General features: G+C 64.1%; 18 protein-coding genes. 15 read left to right on the forward strand and 3 right to left on the reverse strand.

What is annotated here, in order from left to right:
• The coding region (locus Q4P21_RS05340; protein WP_303387779.1) for a type IV toxin-antitoxin system AbiEi family antitoxin domain-containing protein at positions 1-871 on the reverse strand (871 nt) is incomplete at its 3' end.
• Positions 872-1,187: 316 nt separating this feature from the next.
• Between Q4P21_RS05340 and murA the strand changes: the two genes are divergently transcribed.
• From murA to Q4P21_RS05360, 4 genes are all read left to right on the forward strand, one after another.
• On the forward strand, positions 1,188-2,525 hold the full coding sequence (gene murA, locus Q4P21_RS05345; protein WP_303387780.1) for a UDP-N-acetylglucosamine 1-carboxyvinyltransferase: 1,338 nt from the start codon (positions 1,188-1,190) through the stop codon (positions 2,523-2,525).
• 110 nt (positions 2,526-2,635) lie between these two features.
• Positions 2,636-3,466, forward strand: a complete 831-nt coding sequence (locus Q4P21_RS05350; protein WP_303387818.1) for a 1-acyl-sn-glycerol-3-phosphate acyltransferase — start codon at positions 2,636-2,638, stop codon at positions 3,464-3,466.
• Positions 3,463-4,500, forward strand: a complete 1,038-nt coding sequence (locus tag Q4P21_RS05355; protein ID WP_303387781.1) for an NAD(P)H-dependent glycerol-3-phosphate dehydrogenase — start codon at positions 3,463-3,465, stop codon at positions 4,498-4,500. The genes Q4P21_RS05350 and Q4P21_RS05355 overlap by 4 nt, the downstream gene beginning before the upstream one ends.
• A gap of 3 nt (positions 4,501-4,503) precedes the next feature.
• The gene (locus Q4P21_RS05360; protein ID WP_303387782.1) at positions 4,504-5,640 is read left to right on the forward strand and encodes a D-alanine--D-alanine ligase family protein; all 1,137 of its coding nucleotides are present in this window, start codon (positions 4,504-4,506) and stop codon (positions 5,638-5,640) included.
• 12 nt (positions 5,641-5,652) lie between these two features.
• Here Q4P21_RS05360 and Q4P21_RS05365 read toward each other — a convergent pair whose 3' ends face one another.
• Positions 5,653-6,381, reverse strand: a complete 729-nt coding sequence (locus Q4P21_RS05365; RefSeq protein WP_303387783.1) for a CPBP family intramembrane glutamic endopeptidase — start codon at positions 6,379-6,381, stop codon at positions 5,653-5,655.
• A gap of 103 nt (positions 6,382-6,484) precedes the next feature.
• Between Q4P21_RS05365 and Q4P21_RS05370 the strand changes: the two genes are divergently transcribed.
• The 6 genes from Q4P21_RS05370 (at position 6,485) to Q4P21_RS05395 (ending at position 11,750) form a co-directional block, all read left to right on the forward strand.
• Complete coding sequence (locus Q4P21_RS05370; RefSeq protein ID WP_303387784.1) at positions 6,485-7,051, forward strand: TetR/AcrR family transcriptional regulator; 567 nt, start codon at positions 6,485-6,487, stop codon at positions 7,049-7,051.
• Between the two features lie 129 nt (positions 7,052-7,180).
• On the forward strand, positions 7,181-7,846 hold the full coding sequence (locus tag Q4P21_RS05375) for a response regulator transcription factor (protein ID WP_303387785.1): 666 nt from the start codon (positions 7,181-7,183) through the stop codon (positions 7,844-7,846).
• 7 nt (positions 7,847-7,853) lie between these two features.
• Positions 7,854-9,194: a sensor histidine kinase gene (locus Q4P21_RS05380; protein WP_303387786.1), complete on the forward strand. Its 1,341-nt coding sequence runs from the start codon at positions 7,854-7,856 to the stop codon at positions 9,192-9,194.
• A complete protein-coding gene (locus Q4P21_RS05385; RefSeq protein WP_303387787.1) occupies positions 9,178-10,173 on the forward strand; it encodes a hypothetical protein in 996 nt (331 codons plus the stop codon). The genes Q4P21_RS05380 and Q4P21_RS05385 overlap by 17 nt, the downstream gene beginning before the upstream one ends.
• Before the next feature lie 6 nt (positions 10,174-10,179).
• Entirely contained in the window at positions 10,180-10,545 is a 366-nt protein-coding gene (locus Q4P21_RS05390; protein ID WP_303387788.1) for a hypothetical protein, read from the forward strand.
• A 65-nt stretch (positions 10,546-10,610) separates the two neighbouring features.
• Positions 10,611-11,750 (forward strand): class I SAM-dependent methyltransferase, encoded by a 1,140-nt coding sequence (locus Q4P21_RS05395; protein WP_303387789.1) that lies wholly within the window; start codon positions 10,611-10,613, stop codon positions 11,748-11,750.
• Here the strand turns inward: Q4P21_RS05395 and Q4P21_RS05400 are convergent.
• On the reverse strand, positions 11,747-12,250 hold the full coding sequence (locus tag Q4P21_RS05400) for a DUF3515 family protein (protein ID WP_303387790.1): 504 nt from the start codon (positions 12,248-12,250) through the stop codon (positions 11,747-11,749). The two genes, Q4P21_RS05395 and Q4P21_RS05400, sit on opposite strands and share 4 nt — an antisense overlap.
• A gap of 206 nt (positions 12,251-12,456) precedes the next feature.
• On the opposite strand from Q4P21_RS05400, the gene hutU reads away from it, so the two are divergent.
• The 5 genes from hutU to rsmD all read left to right on the forward strand — a co-directional run bounded on the left by hutU (position 12,457) and on the right by rsmD (position 19,036).
• Positions 12,457-14,136 (forward strand): urocanate hydratase, encoded by a 1,680-nt coding sequence (gene hutU, locus Q4P21_RS05405; RefSeq protein ID WP_303387791.1) that lies wholly within the window; start codon positions 12,457-12,459, stop codon positions 14,134-14,136.
• A 68-nt stretch (positions 14,137-14,204) separates the two neighbouring features.
• A complete protein-coding gene (locus tag Q4P21_RS05410; RefSeq protein WP_303387792.1) occupies positions 14,205-15,221 on the forward strand; it encodes a thiamine-phosphate kinase in 1,017 nt (338 codons plus the stop codon).
• A gap of 40 nt (positions 15,222-15,261) precedes the next feature.
• Positions 15,262-16,200, forward strand: coding sequence for a DAK2 domain-containing protein (locus tag Q4P21_RS05415; protein ID WP_369598864.1), 939 nt, complete (start codon positions 15,262-15,264; stop codon positions 16,198-16,200).
• Positions 16,187-18,421, forward strand: a complete 2,235-nt coding sequence (locus Q4P21_RS05420) for an ATP-dependent DNA helicase RecG (protein WP_303387794.1) — start codon at positions 16,187-16,189, stop codon at positions 18,419-18,421. Before Q4P21_RS05415 ends, Q4P21_RS05420 begins: the two co-directional genes overlap by 14 nt.
• Positions 18,422-18,457: 36 nt before the next feature.
• Positions 18,458-19,036: a 16S rRNA (guanine(966)-N(2))-methyltransferase RsmD gene (gene rsmD / locus Q4P21_RS05425; RefSeq protein WP_303387795.1), complete on the forward strand. Its 579-nt coding sequence runs from the start codon at positions 18,458-18,460 to the stop codon at positions 19,034-19,036.
• The last annotated feature ends 43 nt before the right edge of the window (positions 19,037-19,079 follow it).

Below are 19,079 nucleotides of genomic sequence, written 5' to 3' on the forward strand. Positions count from 1 at the left end.
TGTAGCCGAGCGCTCGCAGGCGGTCCTCGCGCACCTTCTCCGCCACGACCACTTGGGAGGGTGTCCTGCCCCTGAGATAGCGTTGCGCTGAATACTTCTCGAAGCCGTCGAATTCTCCGAGGATCTTATATTCCTCCCAAGCAAAATCGGGGTACCCAACGAGGCCTCGCTTGTCGTGGAAAGGCACTTGTAGGGCTGGCTCCGGGAACCCGTTTTCAAGCATGATGGCCCGGCTGAGTGATTCACCGGCGGATTGGGACAGCCCGTTCCCGGCTGCAAGCACCCGCAAGGCCCGGCATTTTTGGGAAGCGTAGGGCAGCCGTGAAATGGCCAGCTGGATCTTCTCCACGGGGAACGTCAACGGGACGTTGGCGGGGGAGCCAGGAAGGATCCGCATCGACAGCAGGCTGTCCATGGCGGGCAGGGACTGGGCCAGCGGCAGGCACACGGCCATGTCGCGGGCAGTGATGTGGGGTGGGGTCACGAGCAGGCCGTGCATCTGCCACGGTGGAGGGTCGCCGTCGATCGCGGGGAGCCGGTGCACACCATTGCTGCTCTGGCCGCCGTTCTTCGCGGCGCACAGCGTCTCAACCGGGCGGGGCACGCGGACCAGCGGCAAGCCCATGACCTGGGCTGCTGACTGCCGGGTGAAAACCGGGGCCGTATGGGCCAACTCGTGGACTGCCTGAATGCGGACCCTGTACTGTTCCCACGGCTTGAGCGAGCTCCACAGTTCAGTACGCAGATACAGACCGCGTCGCACGCGGTGAAGCTCACCTGAGGCGGCCAGCCGGGACAGCTGCCGGGCGCCGTATTCCTCGACCAGCACGCTGGGGGCCTTGATGAATTCGGGTATCTGGAAAGAGGTCATGCTCCATCGTGGACGCTGTCAGTCCGCACACCTCGGGTTGCCGAGGCGAAAGTGGACAACACTATCGGCAGCCCGGCCTGTGGAGGATCGATGTGGCCGGAGAGCGCCGTGCGGAGAGCCCGTTCAGACCCGCCGGGGGCTGTTGTGGTCCACGGACCCCGCTATAGCAGCGTCGGATCACCACAACAGCCCCCGGAGCCACTTTGCGCCTGCACCGGCCGGAGCGCGCATTTCAGCATCTTGAGACGGGAAACTATGCTTGACTGAAGCCCGGGCAGGTTGCGAGCCCACACGTGGAACAAAGGATTAGGTGACGATGAGCAGAATTCTGACAGTCCGAGGCGGTGTTCCGCTCAAGGGACGAGTCAAGGTGCGCGGTGCCAAGAACCTGGTTCCCAAAGCCATGGTGGCCGCGTTGCTGGGAAATGCCCCTTCAACGCTGCGCAACGTTCCGGAGATCAAGGACGTCGAGGTGGTAACTTCGCTGTTGCGGATCCACGGTGTCACGGTTGACATGGATTCCGTCACGGGCGACCTCACGATGAACCCGGCCAACGCTAAGAAGGCTTCCAGTGCCGAGATCAACACACACGCAGGGGACTCACGCATCCCCATTCTGCTGTGCGGGCCGCTGATCCACTCCATCGGCCATGCCTTCATCCCCGACCTTGGCGGCTGCAAGATCGGCGACCGCCCCATCGACTACCACCTGGACGTGCTGCGCCAGTTCGGTGCCGTTGTGGAAAAGACCAGTGGTGGAATCTCCATCACCGCTCCCATGGGCCTGAAAGGCACCAAGATTTCCCTCCCGTACCCCAGCGTCGGCGCCACGGAACAAGTGCTGCTTTCCGCCACCCGCGCGGAGGGCATCACCGAACTCCAAGGTGCCGCCACGGAGCCGGAGATCATTGACCTGATCGCCATCTTGCAAAAGATGGGTGCCATTATTTCGGTGCAGACGGACAGGACCATCCGCATCGAGGGCGTTGCTGAACTCACCGGCTACGACCACACTGCCCTGCCGGACCGCAACGAGTCAGCCTCGTGGGCGTCGGCAGCTCTTGTCACCGGCGGAGACATTTACGTTGAGGGCGCCACTCAGCGCGACATGATGACGTTCGTGAACACGTTCCGCAAGATCGGCGGCGGCATGGACATTCACGACGACGGGATCCGGTTCTTCCACAAGGGCGGCAGCCTGAAGCCGCTCGTCCTGGAAACGAACGTGCACCCTGGTTTCATGACCGACTGGCAGCAGCCGCTGGTCGTCGCGCTGACCCAGGCTGAGGGCGTCTCCATTGTGCACGAGACAGTGTATGAAAACCGGTTTGGCTTCACCGAGGCGCTGACCCGCATGGGTGCAAACATCCAGCTGCACCGCGAGTGCCTGGGCAGCATCCCGTGCCGTTTTGGCCAGCGTAACTTCATTCACTCAGCAGTGATTTCCGGGCCCACGCCACTTAAGGGTGCCGATATCAACATCCCTGATCTGCGCGGTGGTTTCAGCCATATGATTGCGGCTCTGGCCGCCCAGGGCACCTCAAACGTCACGGGCATTGATGTGATCAGTCGCGGCTATGAGCATTTCACTGCCAAACTTGATGACCTGGGCGCCGATTTTGACGTTCTGGAATCTGTCCGGAAGGCGGGGTAGCCGCCATGGGTGCCGGTTCAAACCCCGACCTCCCTGACTCAGCCCAGCCCAGCCCCCACCTCCTGAGCCAGGGCAAACCGGCACACAAGAGGCCCTTCAAACCCAAGGGCATGACGCTGGGCACCCGCATGTTCTTCGCCCTTCTTGCCGGGGTAGCCCGGAGCATCATGAACGTCCTCATTGGGAAGGAATGGTACGGACTGGACCGTCTGCCCCAGGATGACGGCTTTATCGTGGTGCCCAACCACTGCACCGAAATCGATCCCATCGTGGTAGGGCATTTGCTGTACAACCAGAACGTCATGCCGTATTTCTTGGCCAAGGACGGCTTGTTCAAAACCCCCGTCCTCGGCGCGGTGCTGCGCGGTGCTCACCAGATACCGGTGGAGCGCAGCGGTGTCGGTGCAGGCAAGTCGATCGTGGCGGCACGGGAAGTGCTCATCGGCGGGGGTGCAGTTGTCGTGTATCCGGAAGGTACGCTCACCCGTGACCCCGAGCTGTGGCCCATGAAGGGGCACACGGGGGCTGCGCGGCTGGCTCTGGGCACCGGCGCCAAGGTGATTCCCGTGGTGCACTGGGGCGCCCAGGAGGTGTTCCCGCGCTATGCCAAGGGGTTCAAGATTTTCCCCCGTAAGAAGGTGCGGGTTGTGGTGGGCGATCCCGTGGATCTGAGCGCATTCGCCGGTCATGATGCCGACAAGGCCACCTTGGAAGCCATGACGGAGGTGATCATGGCGGCCATCACCGCCATTTTGGTCGAGTTGCGCGGTGAGGCTGCCCCTGCCCAGCGCTGGGATCCCGCCGCCCACCACCAAACGGCCCATGGCCGGTTCGTGGAGCGCGGTGAGCAGAGCCCCAAGGCTCCCAAACTTGAGGCACCCAGCACTTCGAAAGACATGAAGAACGACGCCGGAACAACAGAAACAGGGGACCTGAAGTGAGCTACGTGGATGGCAAGGCGCCTGCCAAGATCGCGGTTTTGGGTGCAGGCAGCTGGGGTACCACTTTTGCGAAGATCCTCGCTGACGGTGGCGAAGGCACCGACCTGAAAGTGGTGTTGTGGGGCCGGCGCCAGGAGGTGGTGGAGCAGATCAATGACAACCACCGCAATCCCCGCTACCTGACAAGCATTGCGCTCCCTGCCAGCATCACCGCATCCACGGATGTTGCGGAAGTTCTGCGCGATGCAGAGCTGGTGGTGCTTGCCGTGCCTGCCCAAACGCTGCGCGAACAGTTGGGCGGGTGGGCACCGCACCTGGCGAAGGACGCCGTCGTCGTTAGTTTGATGAAGGGGCTGGAGCTGGGAACGGACCAGCGTATGTCCCAGGTGATCCAGTCGGAACTGGGGCTGGGCCCGGAGCGCGTTGTGGTGGTTTCTGGCCCCAACCTGGCCATGGAAATTGCGCGCCAGGAGCCCACAGCCTCAGTGGTGGCTTGTGTGGATGAGAATACTGCCAAATGGGTTGCGAAAATGTGCAAGTCCAAGTATTTCCGTCCCTACACGGTCTCCGACGTGGTGGGCGTGGAGATTGGCGGGATCGTGAAGAACGTGATCGCCCTGTGCGTGGGCATGTGTGAGGGCCAGAAGGTGGGCGACAACACGAAGGCGGCCGTCATCACCCGTGGCCTGGCTGAGACCACGCGGTTGGCACTGGCGCTGGGCGGCAAGGCCGAGACCATGGCCGGGCTGGCCGGCCTGGGTGACCTCGTGGCCACGTGCTCGTCGTCGCTGAGCCGCAACCACACGGCCGGGCGCATGCTGGGTGAGGGCCTCACGCTGGAGGACGTCAACAACCGCATGACGCAGACTGCCGAGGGCATCAAGTCCGGGCGTGCAGTCTCGGATTTGGCCGCGAAGATGGGTGTTGACATGCCCATCACGAATGCCGTGGTGGCCGTGCTTGAGGGTAAACTGACTGTCGATGAACTGGGCCCGCTGCTGTTGGCCCGCCAACTGAAATCCGAAGGCGATTAACGCGTGACTACTGATTCCCCCGCTACATCTGCGCGTATTCGCGTTGCCATTCTTTTCGGGGGCCGTTCCAGCGAACATTCGGTCAGCTGCGTGACGGCCGCCGGCGTGCTGGGTGCCATTGACAAGGACAAGTACGACGTCGTCCCCATCGGCATTGCGAAGGACGGCCAGTGGGTTTTGGTTGGCGGGGAGATCAACGGCGTGTCCCTCGCCGGGGGTGCCCTGCCGGAGGTTGCCGGGGGAGAGCGGACCGTTTCGCTGGCGCACCTGGGCGGCGGCCACCAGCTGGTGGTCTCGGATGCTGTGAACGTGCCCGAGCAGCTCGGCGCCGTGGACGTGGTGTTCCCGCTGCTGCACGGGCCGTGGGGTGAGGACGGCACCGTCCAGGGCCTGCTGGAACTTTCGGACACCCGATATGTGGGTGCCGGAGTGCTGGCGTCGGCGATCGGCATGGACAAGCACTTCATGAAGGTGGTTTTTGAAGCCGCCGGACTCAGTGTGGGGCCTTATGTTGCGGTCACCGACCGCGAATGGACCGTGAACCCGGAGAAGGTGCGCGCGCGCGTGGCAGCTCTTGGCTTCCCTGTCTTTGTGAAGCCTGCCCGCGCCGGCTCCTCCATGGGGATCTCGAAGGTGGACTCTGCCGAGCAGCTGGATGCCGCCATCGCCGAGGCACGCGAGCACGATCTCAAGCTGGTCATCGAGGCCGGAATCGTGGGCCGCGAAATCGAAATCGCCGTCCTTGAGGGCCGGGGCAGCGACGCTCCGCGGGTTTCGCTGCCCGGTGAAATTGCCATGGTCGACGGCGCCCACCACCAGTTTTATGACTTTGCCGCCAAGTACGTCCAGGGCGATGCCGTGAACCTCAGCTGCCCTGCGGAAATGCCCGAGGCGGACATCGTGCGTGTGCGTGAGCTGGCTGCGGCAGCGTTTGACGCCGTCGGCGCCGAGGGGCTCTCCCGCGTGGACTTCTTCTACACCGCGGACGGTGAGTTGATCATCAATGAGATCAACACGATGCCCGGCTTCACACCGTCGTCCATGTATCCGCAGATGTGGGAGGCCTCGGGGATGAGCTACCCCGAGCTGATTGACGAGCTGCTCCAGCTTGCCCTCCAGCGCAAGGTGGGCCTGCGCTAAGCTGGCGGGTGGCTAGCCATGACGGCGGGCAACCAGCACGAGGACCACGGCGAGGACGGCGGCGACAGCCACGCTCACGAGGTCGGTGACTTCAGCCGAACGGGGAACCAGCACAAAACCGGAAAAGTCGAAGGCCACGTGCAGTGCGATGGCAGGCCAGATGCTGCCCGTCATCCGCACCAGGGTGCAGGCGATCACGCCGAAGAAGAACGCGAACACGATGGTGGCGAGGCTTTCGGTGATGCTCTGTTCGGGTGACAGCGCTGCGGCAGAGTGCGCCACGGCAAACCCCACTGAGGTGGCAACAACCCCCACCCAAGGTGCACGGGCGGAAAAGAGCCGCAGCAGGATTCCGCGGAAGATCGACTCCTCGACGAATCCCACAAGAATCGCAAGACCGGCGAATGCCAGGATTCCCACGCCAGGGGCGTCCACACCGTTGGAGGAAACTATGACCGCGATCGGGAGCGCTGCGACAAGTACCATGGCAGTCGCCGCACCGGGTCGCCTTGTCTCGATGCGCCGGAACCCGGTCACCCGCCACGAGCGGCGCATCGTTAGGCCGATGGCGGTTGCGGCCGCCAGTGGTATGAACGCGGCGACCAGCGGCAGGTATCCGGTGAACCCGAGGAGGTAGCTGACGGTTCCCACAGCGCCAAGGAAGACAACCAGTCCGGCAGTAGTGAGCAGCAGTGCGAGGTAAGGGCGGGTCTTTTGAACAAGACTGGATGTTGTAGACATGATGACACTCCTTGAAGGAATACAGGTGTATTCGACTTTTTTTTGTAGAATACACCTGTATTCTGAATGTGCACAAGACTTCTTCAAAAACTCAGGAGGACCGGTGTCGGCACGCATTACCGAGTTTGCAGACGCTGCACTGCAGATCGTAGCCCGCGATGGTTTGCCGGGCCTCTCGTTCCGCTCCGTGGCGCGTGAGGCGGGATGCTCCCTGGGGGCAGTCCAGAAAGCCTTCGCAACGAAGGAGGAGCTGCTTCATGCGGCACTGGAGCGTGCGCAGTCCACGGTGACCGGCTCCTTCTCGGCAGAGCCCGCGAAGCCAACGCTTGAGAAGTGGCTGGTGGGCTTGGTGTCTGCCACCCTCCCAGTCGACGCGGAACGCCGCGCAGCCGTGATTGTCGGAGTTGCGTTCTCGGACAGGGCGCCGTTCGATGAGAAGATCGCAGCGTCGATCCGCGGGGGGGATGAGGCGATCCGCACTCAACTGATTCGCCTGTTCGCTTGGCGGCGCGCGGACGGTGAGCTGCACGCACGCCTGGATGACGACTCGCTTGCGCGGGCCATCCTTGCATTCAGTGCCGGACTGGCCGGGCAGCTGCTTTACGACCCGAGGCCGGTTGCCGAGGTCGAGGCACTCGTCGCCGGAGTTGTCGCATCCATGCTGGCCTAGCCCGTTGCGCCCCGCATGATCCACGCCGGCGATAGGCGTAATCATCCCGGGGAGGCTGTCATAAGTCACTGGACCCCGCCGTCGGACTTATGCTTTGGATAAAAGGTCACGTACTTCTGGGGAGTCACAATGCTGTATCCGGTTATTCGTGTTGGCATTGTTGATGACAATGAAGTGGTGCGCATCGGCTTTTCGGCTGGTGCCGCCTTGGATGCGAAGTTTTCCGAACATCCACTGAAGGTCGTGGCAGCTGTGGACACTGTGGGCAGGTTGCTGCAGGGACCGCCCGGCATGTTTGATGTGGTGGTGTTGGACTTGTCGCTGTCCGACGGCTCTGCGCCGGGGGACAACGTCCGTGCGGTTCTCTCCGCCGGCTACCCGGTTCTTGTTTTCAGCTTGGGCGACAACCCGGACGCCATCCGCGAAGCTCTCTCCGCTGGAGCTTCTGGAATTTCCCGCAAGGCCGAAGATATCCGCGACACCTTGGAGATGGTGCGCCTGGTCGCCGCCGGCCAAACCATTGACAATCAGGAACTGGCCGCCGCGATTTCAGCGGACAGGAGCTTCATCGCCGCTGAATTGAGCGAGCGCGAGCTCGAGACCTTGAAGTTCTACGCCACCGGATTCACGCGCGGCCAAATCGCCACGCGCATGAACATCTCCGCCAACACGGTGGGCACCAATATCAAGCGCATCCGCGAAAAGTACGCGGTAGCCGGCCGCTACGCCCCCACCAAGCTGGAGCTCTACCACCGTGCTTTGGAAGACGGCGTCATCACCACCGAGCCAGCGTAGGCGCAGGATGATTCTCCCGCGCACCAAATCACGACCCGCCATCAAGCCCAACACGGTCGAGTTGACCGAATTGTTACTGGCCCGTTCCATTGGCGTCTTTGCCTTGCTCCTCATTGCCTTGGCCCTGCCCGACCTCCTGCAGGGTGCGGGGAGTAAAACCCAGCTCGATTATATGGTTTTCGTGGTCCTGATCCCGGTGCTGACCATAGCCACCATGATCCCCCGGAAACATGCCGGCCTGCGTCGCCTCTTTGCCGGGACGGTCGCGTGGATGATCCTGCTCGGCTTTCTGCTGTGGCATCTGGGCCTGATCGGCAATGGCCTGAGCCCCGACGCCCGTCCCTGGTCATGGGGCATTGCCGGGGCCGGAGTGGGTCTGGCAGCGGTGGCGAAGGACATCAAAATGGCCAACATCTATGGGCTGGTCTTTTCGATGCTGATCCTTGCCGTCCCGCTGCTGCCGGCCGGTTACGGGCGGCACTGGTCCGACTCGTGGCAGGACGCACTGCTGACGGTGGCCATGACCACTGTGATCGTCGCCCCCATCTGGGCGTTGCGCGGGGCTGTCCTGGAATCTGACCAAGCCGCCGTGGACGCCGTGGAAAAGTTCGTCGAGGCCGCCCGCTCGGAAGCAATTTCGCTGGAGCGCCACCGCCTCGACGCACTGACCCATGACATTATCCTCAGCACCTTGATTGTCGCCTCGCAGGCCCGCACCCAGGAGGTGGTGGAGGCCGCGCGTCGCGCTGCGGTGGCTGCCCTGGCCCAGCTTGAAACTGTGAAGCACGACGCCGGAACCTCCTCCGCGGACCACCTCACCACCCGCGAGTGGCTTGGCAGGTTGGGGGACGCCGTTGGCAGCCTGGGTATGCAGGTAGAGGTTCCGAAGCCCGTGCCAGGTGGGAGGAGGGAGATCCCCCTGCTCGTGGCACGGGCCTTGACCCAGGCGGCCATGGAGGCTGTGCGGAATGCGGCCGAACATGCTCCCGGAGCTGCACTGCAGGTGGGCGTTCAGTTCCCGGGCCGGCACCCGAGACGGGGTGCAGCGCATCCGAGGCCGGGTGCGGTGCCAACGGCCACTGTCACTGACCTGGAAATTGATCTGGAAACTGACCTGGGAAATGAGCAGGAATCTGAGCACGGAATAGTGGTGGTTGACGTCAGTGATGACGGGCCGGGCTTCGACGTGGGAACGGTTCCGTTGGAGCGGATGGGGGTGCGCTTATCCATCGTTGAGCGCATGTGCCAGGTGGGTGGCAGCGCCGAAATTTCCTCCCGTCCAGGCGGAGGAACGCTGGTGCGGCTGCAATGGCCACGGGAAGGCGGTGCCCGTGGACAGGGTGATTAGCAAGTGGCTGGTGCTGGCGGTTGCCATTCCCATGCCCGTTGCCCACGTGATTCTTGGTTTGGCCAACCTGCACAAGGTCACATCCCTGTGGCAGCCGCTGGCGGCCATGGTCATCACCCTGGCCCTGGTGGTGGCAATTTGCTGGCGCACACGTGAGCATGCGCTGCCGCTGGGCTCGGCACTGGCTGTTGTGGCCGGCGTGGTGCTTGTCGATGTGTTGGTGACCAGCGTGCTGCCGACAGGGTTGCATCCCGGCTACGCGTCATGGCAAAACGGTGCCGTTCAGATGCTGCTGGTGGCGATGGCGTTTAGGAACCGGGTGCTGCTGGCATGGCTGGGCATGGTTGCGTTTGCCGTGCTGGACTTCAGCGCGTCGATGGCGCACGAGCTGTCGTTGGTGGATGCGCTGGCGCTGGTGCTTACCCCGGTCATGTGGATGGTCATTGCCACGGCCGTGCACGTCATGCTCGGTCGCAGCCGCAACAATATCGCCGCGTACACGGAGCAGAGCAGGGAGTCGGCTATGCGTCTGGGCCGCGAACACGCGCACAGACTGTACCGGGACAAGTGGATGCTTGAACTGGAGCAGACCACCCGCCCGGCCCTTGAAGCCATCGCGGCCGGGGAGCTTTCTGTCGGACAGCGGCAGGAGCTCGCACTGTTGGAGGCTGAGCTGCGCGATCAGATCCGCGGCCGCCTCCTGGCCACCCCGGAGGTTGTGCAGGCAGCGCGGGCAGCGAGGGTGCGCGGGGTGAAAGTGGATCTCCTCGATGACCGCAAAGCCCCCATGAACAGCGCCGTGTTGGAGGACGCCGTGGAGCAGCTGCTCGGCGTGCTGCGCCGGGTGGAATCGGGCAGGGTGCGGGCCCGTGCGCTTCCCGCCGGAGGAGGGCTGGCGGTCACCATTTTGGCGTTCGACGAGTTGATACCGGACAATGAGGTGTACGCGGAAATCAACGAAGCAGAACTGGCGAGGTAGCAGAACGTGAAGAGCATCCCCGGCAGCAGCAGTACGCTGGGTCCGAAATTGCAGGCTGTGGTGGCCGTGCTGGCTGGCTTGGCCTTGGCCGCTGGCGGCAGCACCCCCATGAGCTTCAGCGTCAAAACTGCCACCGCCGTGACCAAAACGACTTCTGGCGGAGTGTCGCTCGTCGTTCCGGGCGCCAACACTTCTTCCCCCGGCCGCGGCATCTCGGCTGGAAAGCCCCGCCTGCGCTGTGATGGACGTCGGCGCCGGAATGCAAAGGGCCCCAAAGCTTCTATCTGCCGTGATCGGAACGTCCCCCTCCACCGTCGCCGCCCGCGCGGGCACCGCCACCTCAGCGCCGTCGACGCGAATGCAGTGAGCTAAGCACACACCTTCGTGAGCCACGCGGAAATCCCCGTCTGCCGCCATCCCAAGGAGCATTTTCGCCCATGAGCCATGAGCCATTGCCTGCGGCACCCACCCTGAGCTGGACACAGGGAGACACCGAGCATACGGCCGTGTGGTTCTCCGCCAGCGGCGCAGCGGCGCCAAAAAAGGTGCAGGTGGTGGACGACTCTCTGACGGCCGACGATGCCCACCGCCTTGCCGCCCAGGGAACGGCCATGCTGTGGCACGGAGACTACCACAATGCCCGCCAGCTGCTCTCCGCCATGGCCCGGCGCCTGCCCGTTTTTTCCAGGCACGACGGCGAGGACGTCGCCAAGGCGTTCTACCGCTACCGCCAAGGGCGGACACAACGGGCCAGGATGCTGGGCCTGCTGCTCGTGCCGTTAGAGGCGGGCCCCACAGTAGCACTGCGCCGGGCACCCGATGTGGCTGAGGCGTGGAGGGCCGCCGCCGGAGACGTGGTGGGGCCCGTGGTGGCCCCGTTGCAGGACGTGCTGGGCGCCGTCGGAGCGTATGAGTGGCGCCGTAACGGTGTGTTTGTGCAGGAGCTGGATGCTGTCATCTACCCGCACTACGGTACTTTTGCGCCCATCCGCAGCGAATACCTGGGGCTCGTGGCGCAGGCACCGCTGCCCTCTCAGGAATTGGCCTTTGACATTGGCACGGGCACGGGAGTCCTGGCGGCCATCGTGGCCCAGCGCGGCGTAAAACGTGTAGTGGCCACGGACAGCGAACCGCGGGCCATCGCCTGTGCACAGGACAATCTTGAACGGTTGGGGCTGGCGGATGTTGTCGAGGCCACCGAAGGGGACATGTTCCCGGACGGGCGGGCCCCGCTGGTGCTCTGCAACCCGCCATGGCTGCCGGGGACCGCGAACACCTTGTTGGATAACGCCGTCTACGACCCCAAATCCCGCATGCTCAAGGCGTTCCTGAACGGGCTCGCGGGGCACCTGACGCCCGGGGGAGAAGGCTGGCTGGTCATCTCCGACCTAGCCGAACACCTCGGTCTGCGCTCGCGCGAAGAACTGCTGGGGTGGATTGACAAGGGCGGACTCGAGGTTTTGGGAAAACTGGACACACCGCCCAAACATCCGCGCTCCATGGATCGCAGCGACCCGTTCTTCGCTGCGCGGAGCAAGGAAACCACCTCGCTGTGGAGGCTGGGCGCGAAAGCCTAGTTCGGCGTCGTGCTTGGGCTGGGGTTGGGCACGTCATTGGGGCCTATACAGCCGTGCCCTGTGGTCGGAATCTTGGCTGCTGCGGCGGAGATTTCCGTCAGGACCGTGTCGGAAGGAACCTTGTTCTTGGCCAGCAGCAGTTCGGTGGCGGGGTTGCGGCCGTAGGTGGTCAGCGTCCAGTAGGACTCGCCTTCCTTCATGACCCAGTCCACGCCATTCACGCTGACGCACTTGTCCGTGGTGGGTCCCGGGACGGTGACGCCGCAGCGCAGAATGACCACGGAAGGATCTCCCCAGGCTGCCGTGGCCTGGCTGCTGGTGGTGCGTCGCTTGGCGTCGGCCAGTGCATCGGGCAGGGCCACCATCATCGGCGCGCACGCGGGGTTGTTGGCATCCTTGGCTTCATCGACAGTCACCGACGGCCCGCAAGCGGTCAGAAGTAGCAGGGCGACGGCGGCAAACGGCACAGCCGTGCGCCAGGAACGAACATTCAAAGGCATGTACCAAGCCTAGCCGTTGTATGGATCGTCAACGCACGTGCGCTTTTGCAGGGCTCCGGCTGCGGGGGTGGCTTGTCCGGTATGACAGACAGATGCACCGCGTGATCCCTAGAATGGCGCGGCAGTCCGGGGTTGGATGGAAGAAAGGAACTTCTGCCCGGAACCAGCTGGTTCCATGAAGTGGACCAGCAGCTAAGGAATTCATCATGGCAACGATTCACGACCCCTCCCGCACCATCCGCGCAGCACGCGGCACCGTGCTCTCCGCGAAGTCGTGGCAGACGGAGGCGCCCCTGCGCATGCTCATGAACAACCTGGATCCGGAAGTTGCCGAACGCCCCGAGGACCTGGTGGTCTATGGGGGAACAGGCCGGGCCGCACGTTCATGGGAAGCCTACGACGCCATTGTGGCCACATTGAAGACCCTCGACGACGACGAAACCCTGCTGGTGCAATCGGGCAAGCCGGTGGGTGTGTTCCGCACCAATGTCTGGGCTCCGCGGGTCCTGCTGGCCAACTCGAACCTGGTGGGGGACTGGGCCACTTGGCCCGAATTCCGCAAGCTCGAGGCCGAGGGCCTGATCATGTACGGGCAGATGACGGCCGGCTCCTGGATTTACATTGGCACGCAGGGCATCCTGCAGGGCACCTTTGAAACGTTCGCCGCCATTGCCGTCAAGCGCTTTGGCGGCACCCTTGCCGGCACGCTGACCCTGACCGGTGGCTGCGGGGGCATGGGCGGCGCCCAGCCCTTGGCCGTCACACTCAACGGTGGCGCCTGCTTGATTGTTGATGTGTCCGCAGAGCGGTTGCAGCGCCGTGTGGGCAAACGCTACCTTGACGAGTTGGCCCCGGACCTCGACACCGCTCTGGTCCGCGTGCTGGAAGCCAAGGCGCAGAAGCGGGCCTTGAGCGTCGGCGTCGTCGGCAATGCGGCCGAGGTGTTCCCGGAGGTCCTGCGCCGCCACCATGCCGGCGAATTCACTGTGGACATTGTCACGGACCAGACCAGCGCCCATGACCCGCTCTCCTACCTCCCCACTGAATACTCGGTGGAGGAGTGGGCCGTGGAAGCGCAGCAGGATCCCGACGGCTTCACGAAGAAGTCGCAGAACGCGATGGCCCGCCACGTCCAGGCCATGGTGGAGTTCCAGGATGCCGGTGCCGAGGTCTTTGACTATGGCAACTCGATCCGCGACGAGGCGCGCAAGGGCGGCTACAACCGTGCCTTTGAGTTCCCCGGCTTTGTCCCGGCCTACATCCGTCCGCTGTTCTGCGAGGGAATGGGCCCGTTCCGTTGGGTGGCCCTCTCCGGTGACCCGGAGGACATTCGCGTGACGGATGAGGCATTGAAGGAACTGTTCCCGGAGGATGCGCACCTGCACCGCTGGCTCAACGCGGCCGCCGAGCACGTTGAGTTTGAGGGGCTGCCGGCCAGGATCTGCTGGCTGGGCTACGGTGACCGGGCGAAGGCCGGCGTGATGTTCAACCAGCTCGTTGCCGACGGCCGCGTGAAGGCGCCCATTGTGATTGGCCGCGATCATCTGGACTCCGGTTCCGTTGCCTCCCCATACCGTGAGACGGAAGCCATGAAGGATGGCTCGGACGCCATTGCCGACTGGCCGCTGCTGAACGCCATGTTGAACACCGCCTCCGGTGCCACTTGGGTGTCCATCCACCACGGCGGCGGCGTGGGCATTGGCCGTTCCATCCACGCCGGCCAGGTGTCCGTGGCCGACGGCACGCCGCTGGCGGCCGAGAAGCTCCAGCGCCTGCTGACCAACGACCCCGGTACCGGCGTGATCCGCCATGCCGACGCCGGCTACGAGCGTGCCATTGAGGTTGCGGCCGAGCGCGGCGTGCGCATCCCCATGCAGGAGCAGTAGGGCGGCCACCGACACAGACAGGGCCACCCGGTTCCGTCAATGTCCCACTGTGGCGCTACGGTTAAAGCATGACCCTCACCGTGGCCCAACTATCCGAATCCGAGCTCCTGGCGCGCATCTTTCCGCGCCTGCACGCCGGAAGCTCCATGCTGCTGGGCCCCGGCGACGACGCCGCCATCATCGCCGCGCCGGACTCCCGCACCGTCATCTCCATCGACACCCAGGTCCAGGACAAGGACTTCCGCCTGCTCTGGCCCAACGGCAGCACCAGCACCGGCTACGACGTCGGCTGGAAGGCCGCCGCCCAAAACCTCAGCGACATCAACGCCATGGGTGCTTCCGCCACGGCCATTGTCCTCAGCCTCACCTTGCCGGGCACGACGCCGGTCAGCTGGGTTGAGCAGCTGGCCGAGGGCTTGAGTGCCGCCATTGTTGCGCTCGGGGCACCCCAGTGCTCGGTGGCTGGGGGAGACCTGTCCGGCGGCAGCGAAATCGTGGTCACCGTCGCCGTGACAGGCACCCTCGAAGGCCGCGACCCCGTGCTGCGCAGCGGCGCCCGGGCAGGGGACCAGATTGCGGTGTGCGGCAACATGGGCTTCTCAGCCGCTGGTTGGGCGCTGCACGAAAGCCATGTTCCAGCGCAGGATTTCACCCCCGGGCTGGCTCGGGCTGCCCAGCTGTTTGCGCGACCGGAGCCGCCGCTGGCTGCCGGGGTGCTGGCTGCGCGCGCCGGCGCGACAGCCATGATGGATATTTCCGACGGCCTGCTCAGGGATGCCACCAGAATGGCAACAGCGAGCGGCGTGGGCCTGGATCTGGATCGTGCGGTTCTGTCACGGGTGGCTGAAGAGCTGATCGAACATGCCCAGCTTGTGGGCGTTGATCCACTAGTTTGGGTGCTGACCGGAGGCGAAGACCATGGATTGCTGTCTACGTTCCCGGCGAACACTCCGCTCCCGGGAGGCTTCATTAGGATAGGCTCGGTGTGGTCTTTGGGTGCGGCTGAAGTTGCTGTGACCATTGACGGACAGAATTTTGAAGGCACCGTGGACGGTGCTCTGGGATGGGATCATTTTGCAGTCTAAGATCGCCGCAACTGCACCCGTGGTTCGCCGTTGGCTGGCCATGGCCGAACAAACTTTGGCCAACCACAGCGACCGGCTCAACGCCATCAACATCTACCCGGTGGCGGATGCGGACACGGGCACCAACCTGTACCTGACGGTCAGGGCCGCAGCGCAGGCACTGGCGAACCTCGAACCTTCGGACGTGGGTGTCACCATGGCCACCGCGGGGCGGGCGGCGATGGAACACGCAAGGGGAAACTCCGGAACCTTGCTCTCCGTTTCACTGGTGGCCATGGCTGAACCACTCGCTGGCGCCCAGCGCCTGAGCGGCCCGCTGCTGGCGGCAGCGCTGCATCGGGCTCAGTTGCGTGCCTGGAGTGCGCTGAGCGAACCCATGCCGGGGACCATCTTGTCCGTGCTGGAAGCTGCGGCCCGCGGTGCCAAAGCAGTGGGGGCCGGGCAGAACGCTGATGAGTCCAACCACGCACTGGCAGAGACCATCAACGGGGCTGTCGACGCCGCCCGCGCAGCAGTAGTGCTGACCGAGTCCCAGTTGGAAGTGCTCACCGACGCCCACGTAGTGGATGCCGGCGGTGTGGGGCTGCTGCTCATCCTTGACTGCCTGCGCTCGGTGATCCTTGGTGAGCCCTTGCAGGAAGACCTGTTGGACGGGTTGTCCGGTTACAAGGTCCAAGACCCCAACATTGCCCTGGACATGCCGGAGCAGGAAGGCGTTGAGGTCATGTGCAGCATCTCCCTCACGCCACTGGCCGCTGCCGGGCTGCGCATGGAATTGGATGACCTTGGCGACTCCGTCATCATGAGCGCCGTGTCGGAGGAAGCAGACGCGAACGGTTCCTACCCGTGGCGGCTGCACGTCCATGTCCCCTCCTCGGGTGTGGCGCTGGACGCCATCCGTGCTGTGGGTGATCCAAGCAACGTCAGCATTTCAGCGTTAACCGCCACTTCTTCCGACGACGGCCATGACCTCCTCTAACGCCGGCGGTCCCAATCCGGCAAGCATCCCGGCAACCCCTTACCCGGAGCTGGTGTGGGAGCTTTCGCGGCTCGTCGGTTCGCCGTCGGCCAAGGCAGTGGCCAAGGCCCTTGACATCAGCACGGTCGGGGAGATGCTCCACCACTTCCCACGCCGCTACCTGGCCCGCGGGGACCTGACTGACCTTGACCAGCTGGTGGTGGATGAGGAAGCCACCATCCTGGCCCGAGTGGTCGAGCTGAAGACGCGCTACATGCAAACCCGCAAGGGCACCATCAGCGACGTCACCATCACCGACAATTCCGGCCGTCCCTCGGGGCTGAAGATCAGCTTCTTCAACGGTTTCAAGGCCAAGCAGGAATTGCAGCCCGGAGTGTTGGCCATGTTTTCCGGCCGTGTCTCGCTCTACAACGGCGCCAAGGTGCTGACAAACCCCGGCTACGTCCTGCTGCCCGACGACGAACTGGCCGAGCACGAAGCTGAGGTCCAGTCAGCCAAGCCCGTACCGATCTACCCCGGCACGGCCAACTTCCCCAGCTGGAAGTCGGAGAAGATCATCCAGACACTTCTTCCCGCCCTCGAGTTGGAAAAGATCCCCGACCCCATCCCCAAGCATATTGCCGCACGCGAAAAACTCATGCCGCTGTGGGAGGCATACGCGCAAATCCACGCCCCCACTGATATGGACTCCTTTCCGGCTGCCCGGAAGCGGTTCCGCTACCAGGAAGCACTGGCCTTGCAAACGGTGCTGGCGCAAAAGCGCTTTGAGGCCATGCACCTTGACGCCACTGGGAGGCGGACTGTCCAGGGCGGGCTGCTTGACGCCTTTGACGCTTCGCTACCCTACACGCTCACTGCCGGGCAGCAGGAGATCGGCACATTGATTGCTGGCGAGGTGGCCGCGGGGCATCCCATGCACAGGCTCTTGCAAGGTGAAGTGGGGTCCGGCAAGACGGTCGTCGCCCTGCGGGCCATGCTCCAAGTGGTCGACGCCGGCGGTCAGGCCGCGTTCCTTGCCCCCACCGAAGTGCTCGCCGCGCAGCACCTGTATTCCATCACCGAACTGCTGGGCAGCCTGGGGGCCGGGAAACTGCTCGGTGGCCCGCACGCCACCCAGGTCACGCTGCTCACCGGGTCCATGCCAGCCGGAGCCAAAAAGAAGGCACTGCTGGCGGCGGCATCCGGGGAAGCCGGCATTGTCATCGGCACGCACGCGCTGCTTTCGGACAATGTGCAGTTTGCGGATCTGGGCCTCATTGTCGTGGACGAACAGCACCGCTTTGGCGTGGAGCAGCGTGACGCGCTGCGGGCCAAGGCACTCAAACCCCCGCACTTGTTGGTCATGACCGCCACCCCCATCCCGCGCACCGTCGCCATGACCGTGTTCGGTGACTTGGAAGTGTCCGAGCTGACCGAGCTGCCCGCCGGGCGCACCCCCATCACCACCCACGTGGCGCCCATGGCCGAACACCCCGGGTGGGAACCACGGGTGTGGGCCCGTGCCCGTGAAGAGATCGACGCCGGGCGCCAGGTCTACGTGGTGTGCCCCAAGATCGGCGAGCTGCCCGATGACGGGGACATTCCGCCGACGGAAGGCGACGGCCGCCCCATGGCCGGGGTACTCGACGTCGTGCGCTACCTGCGTGAACTGCCTGCGCTGTCCGGGAAGCGGATTGAGGTGCTGCATGGGCGGCTGGACTCGCAGGATAAGCAGGGCACCATGGCTGCATTCGCGGCCGGGGAGATCGACGTTCTGGTGGCTACCACCGTTATCGAAGTGGGCGTGGACGTGCGCAATGCCACGCTCATGGTAGTCCTTGATGCGGACAGGTTCGGCATCTCCCAGCTGCACCAGTTGCGCGGTCGGGTGGGGCGCGGCGGGTATGCCGGAACCTGCCTGCTCGTGACAAACCTTGAACCCGGGCACCCCAGCCGCAAGCGCCTGGACGCCGTCGCTGCCACCAGCGACGGCTTTGTGCTGGCGAAGAATGACCTGGAAATGCGGCGCGAGGGCGACATCCTGGGCGCGCGGCAGTCGGGTGGGGTCAGCGGCCTGCGCATGCTCAGTGTCCTGCGCGACGAGGCCTTGATTGAACGGGCCAGGCATGACGCCACCGATATTGTCAGCAAGGACCCGGAACTTGAGTTCCATCCCGCGTTGAAGCTTGAAATTGACATGTACCTGACGGAGAAGAATGAGGCATTCCTTGAACGTGGCTAGCAAAAGCAACGCGGCTGGCACAACAGGGGTACGCGCATGAGCCGGATCGTTGCCGGTGCAGCTGGCGGCAGCCCCTTGGTGTCCGTACCGGGAGACGCCACGCGTCCCACCACCGACAGAGTCAAGGAAGCGTTGTTTTCGCGGCTTGAATCCATGAACATGCTCTCCGGCACCCGCGTCCTGGACCTGTACGCCGGATCCGGTTCCCTCGGTGTGGAAAGCGCCAGTCGTGGGGCTTCCTCGGTGGAATTGGTCGAGTTCAACGACAAGGCTGCGGCCGTCTGCCAACGCAACGCCGAACTCGTCAATAAGGTACTTGGCACCAAAGTGGTACGCGTCCAACGCAGCAAGGTGGAAGCGTTCATGGCGCGCGCGGCAGAGGCCGGAGTGGACCAGTGGGACTTGGTGTTCATGGACCCGCCCTACCCGCTGACCGAGGACGAGCTTTCTGCCGTGCTTGAACTGCTGGGGCCGCGGCTGAGTACCTTTGCAGTGGTGGTGGTGGAACGCTCCGCACGCACTCCCGAACCAGCCTGGCCGGAATCCCTGGGGCGCTTTGCCGAGAAAAAGTATGGCGAAACGCGTCTGTGGTTTGCCGAACCGGCGGGGGAATGAGCAGCAGCTCCGACAGTTGTTGAGGCGCAGGAATTGTAGCCCG

Source organism: Arthrobacter sp. (genome assembly GCF_030540645.1).
Lineage (GTDB): Bacteria > Actinomycetota > Actinomycetes > Actinomycetales > Micrococcaceae > Specibacter.

Coding starts and splice junctions, on each gene's coding strand:
- Q4P21_RS05375 (WP_303387785.1), top strand. CDS start 7,181: ATGCTGTATCCGGTTATTCGTGTTGGCATTGTTGATGACAATGAAGTG.
- murA (WP_303387780.1), top strand. CDS start 1,188: ATGAGCAGAATTCTGACAGTCCGAGGCGGTGTTCCGCTCAAGGGACGA.
- Q4P21_RS05415 (WP_369598864.1), top strand. CDS start 15,262: ATGGCCGAACAAACTTTGGCCAACCACAGCGACCGGCTCAACGCCATC.
- rsmD (WP_303387795.1), top strand. CDS start 18,458: ATGAGCCGGATCGTTGCCGGTGCAGCTGGCGGCAGCCCCTTGGTGTCC.
- Q4P21_RS05350 (WP_303387818.1), top strand. CDS start 2,636: ATGACGCTGGGCACCCGCATGTTCTTCGCCCTTCTTGCCGGGGTAGCC.
- Q4P21_RS05410 (WP_303387792.1), top strand. CDS start 14,205: ATGACCCTCACCGTGGCCCAACTATCCGAATCCGAGCTCCTGGCGCGC.
- Q4P21_RS05420 (WP_303387794.1), top strand. CDS start 16,187: ATGACCTCCTCTAACGCCGGCGGTCCCAATCCGGCAAGCATCCCGGCA.
- Q4P21_RS05400 (WP_303387790.1), bottom strand. CDS start 12,250: ATGCCTTTGAATGTTCGTTCCTGGCGCACGGCTGTGCCGTTTGCCGCC.
- Q4P21_RS05380 (WP_303387786.1), top strand. CDS start 7,854: ATGATTCTCCCGCGCACCAAATCACGACCCGCCATCAAGCCCAACACG.
- Q4P21_RS05365 (WP_303387783.1), bottom strand. CDS start 6,381: ATGTCTACAACATCCAGTCTTGTTCAAAAGACCCGCCCTTACCTCGCA.
- hutU (WP_303387791.1), top strand. CDS start 12,457: ATGGCAACGATTCACGACCCCTCCCGCACCATCCGCGCAGCACGCGGC.
- Q4P21_RS05395 (WP_303387789.1), top strand. CDS start 10,611: ATGAGCCATGAGCCATTGCCTGCGGCACCCACCCTGAGCTGGACACAG.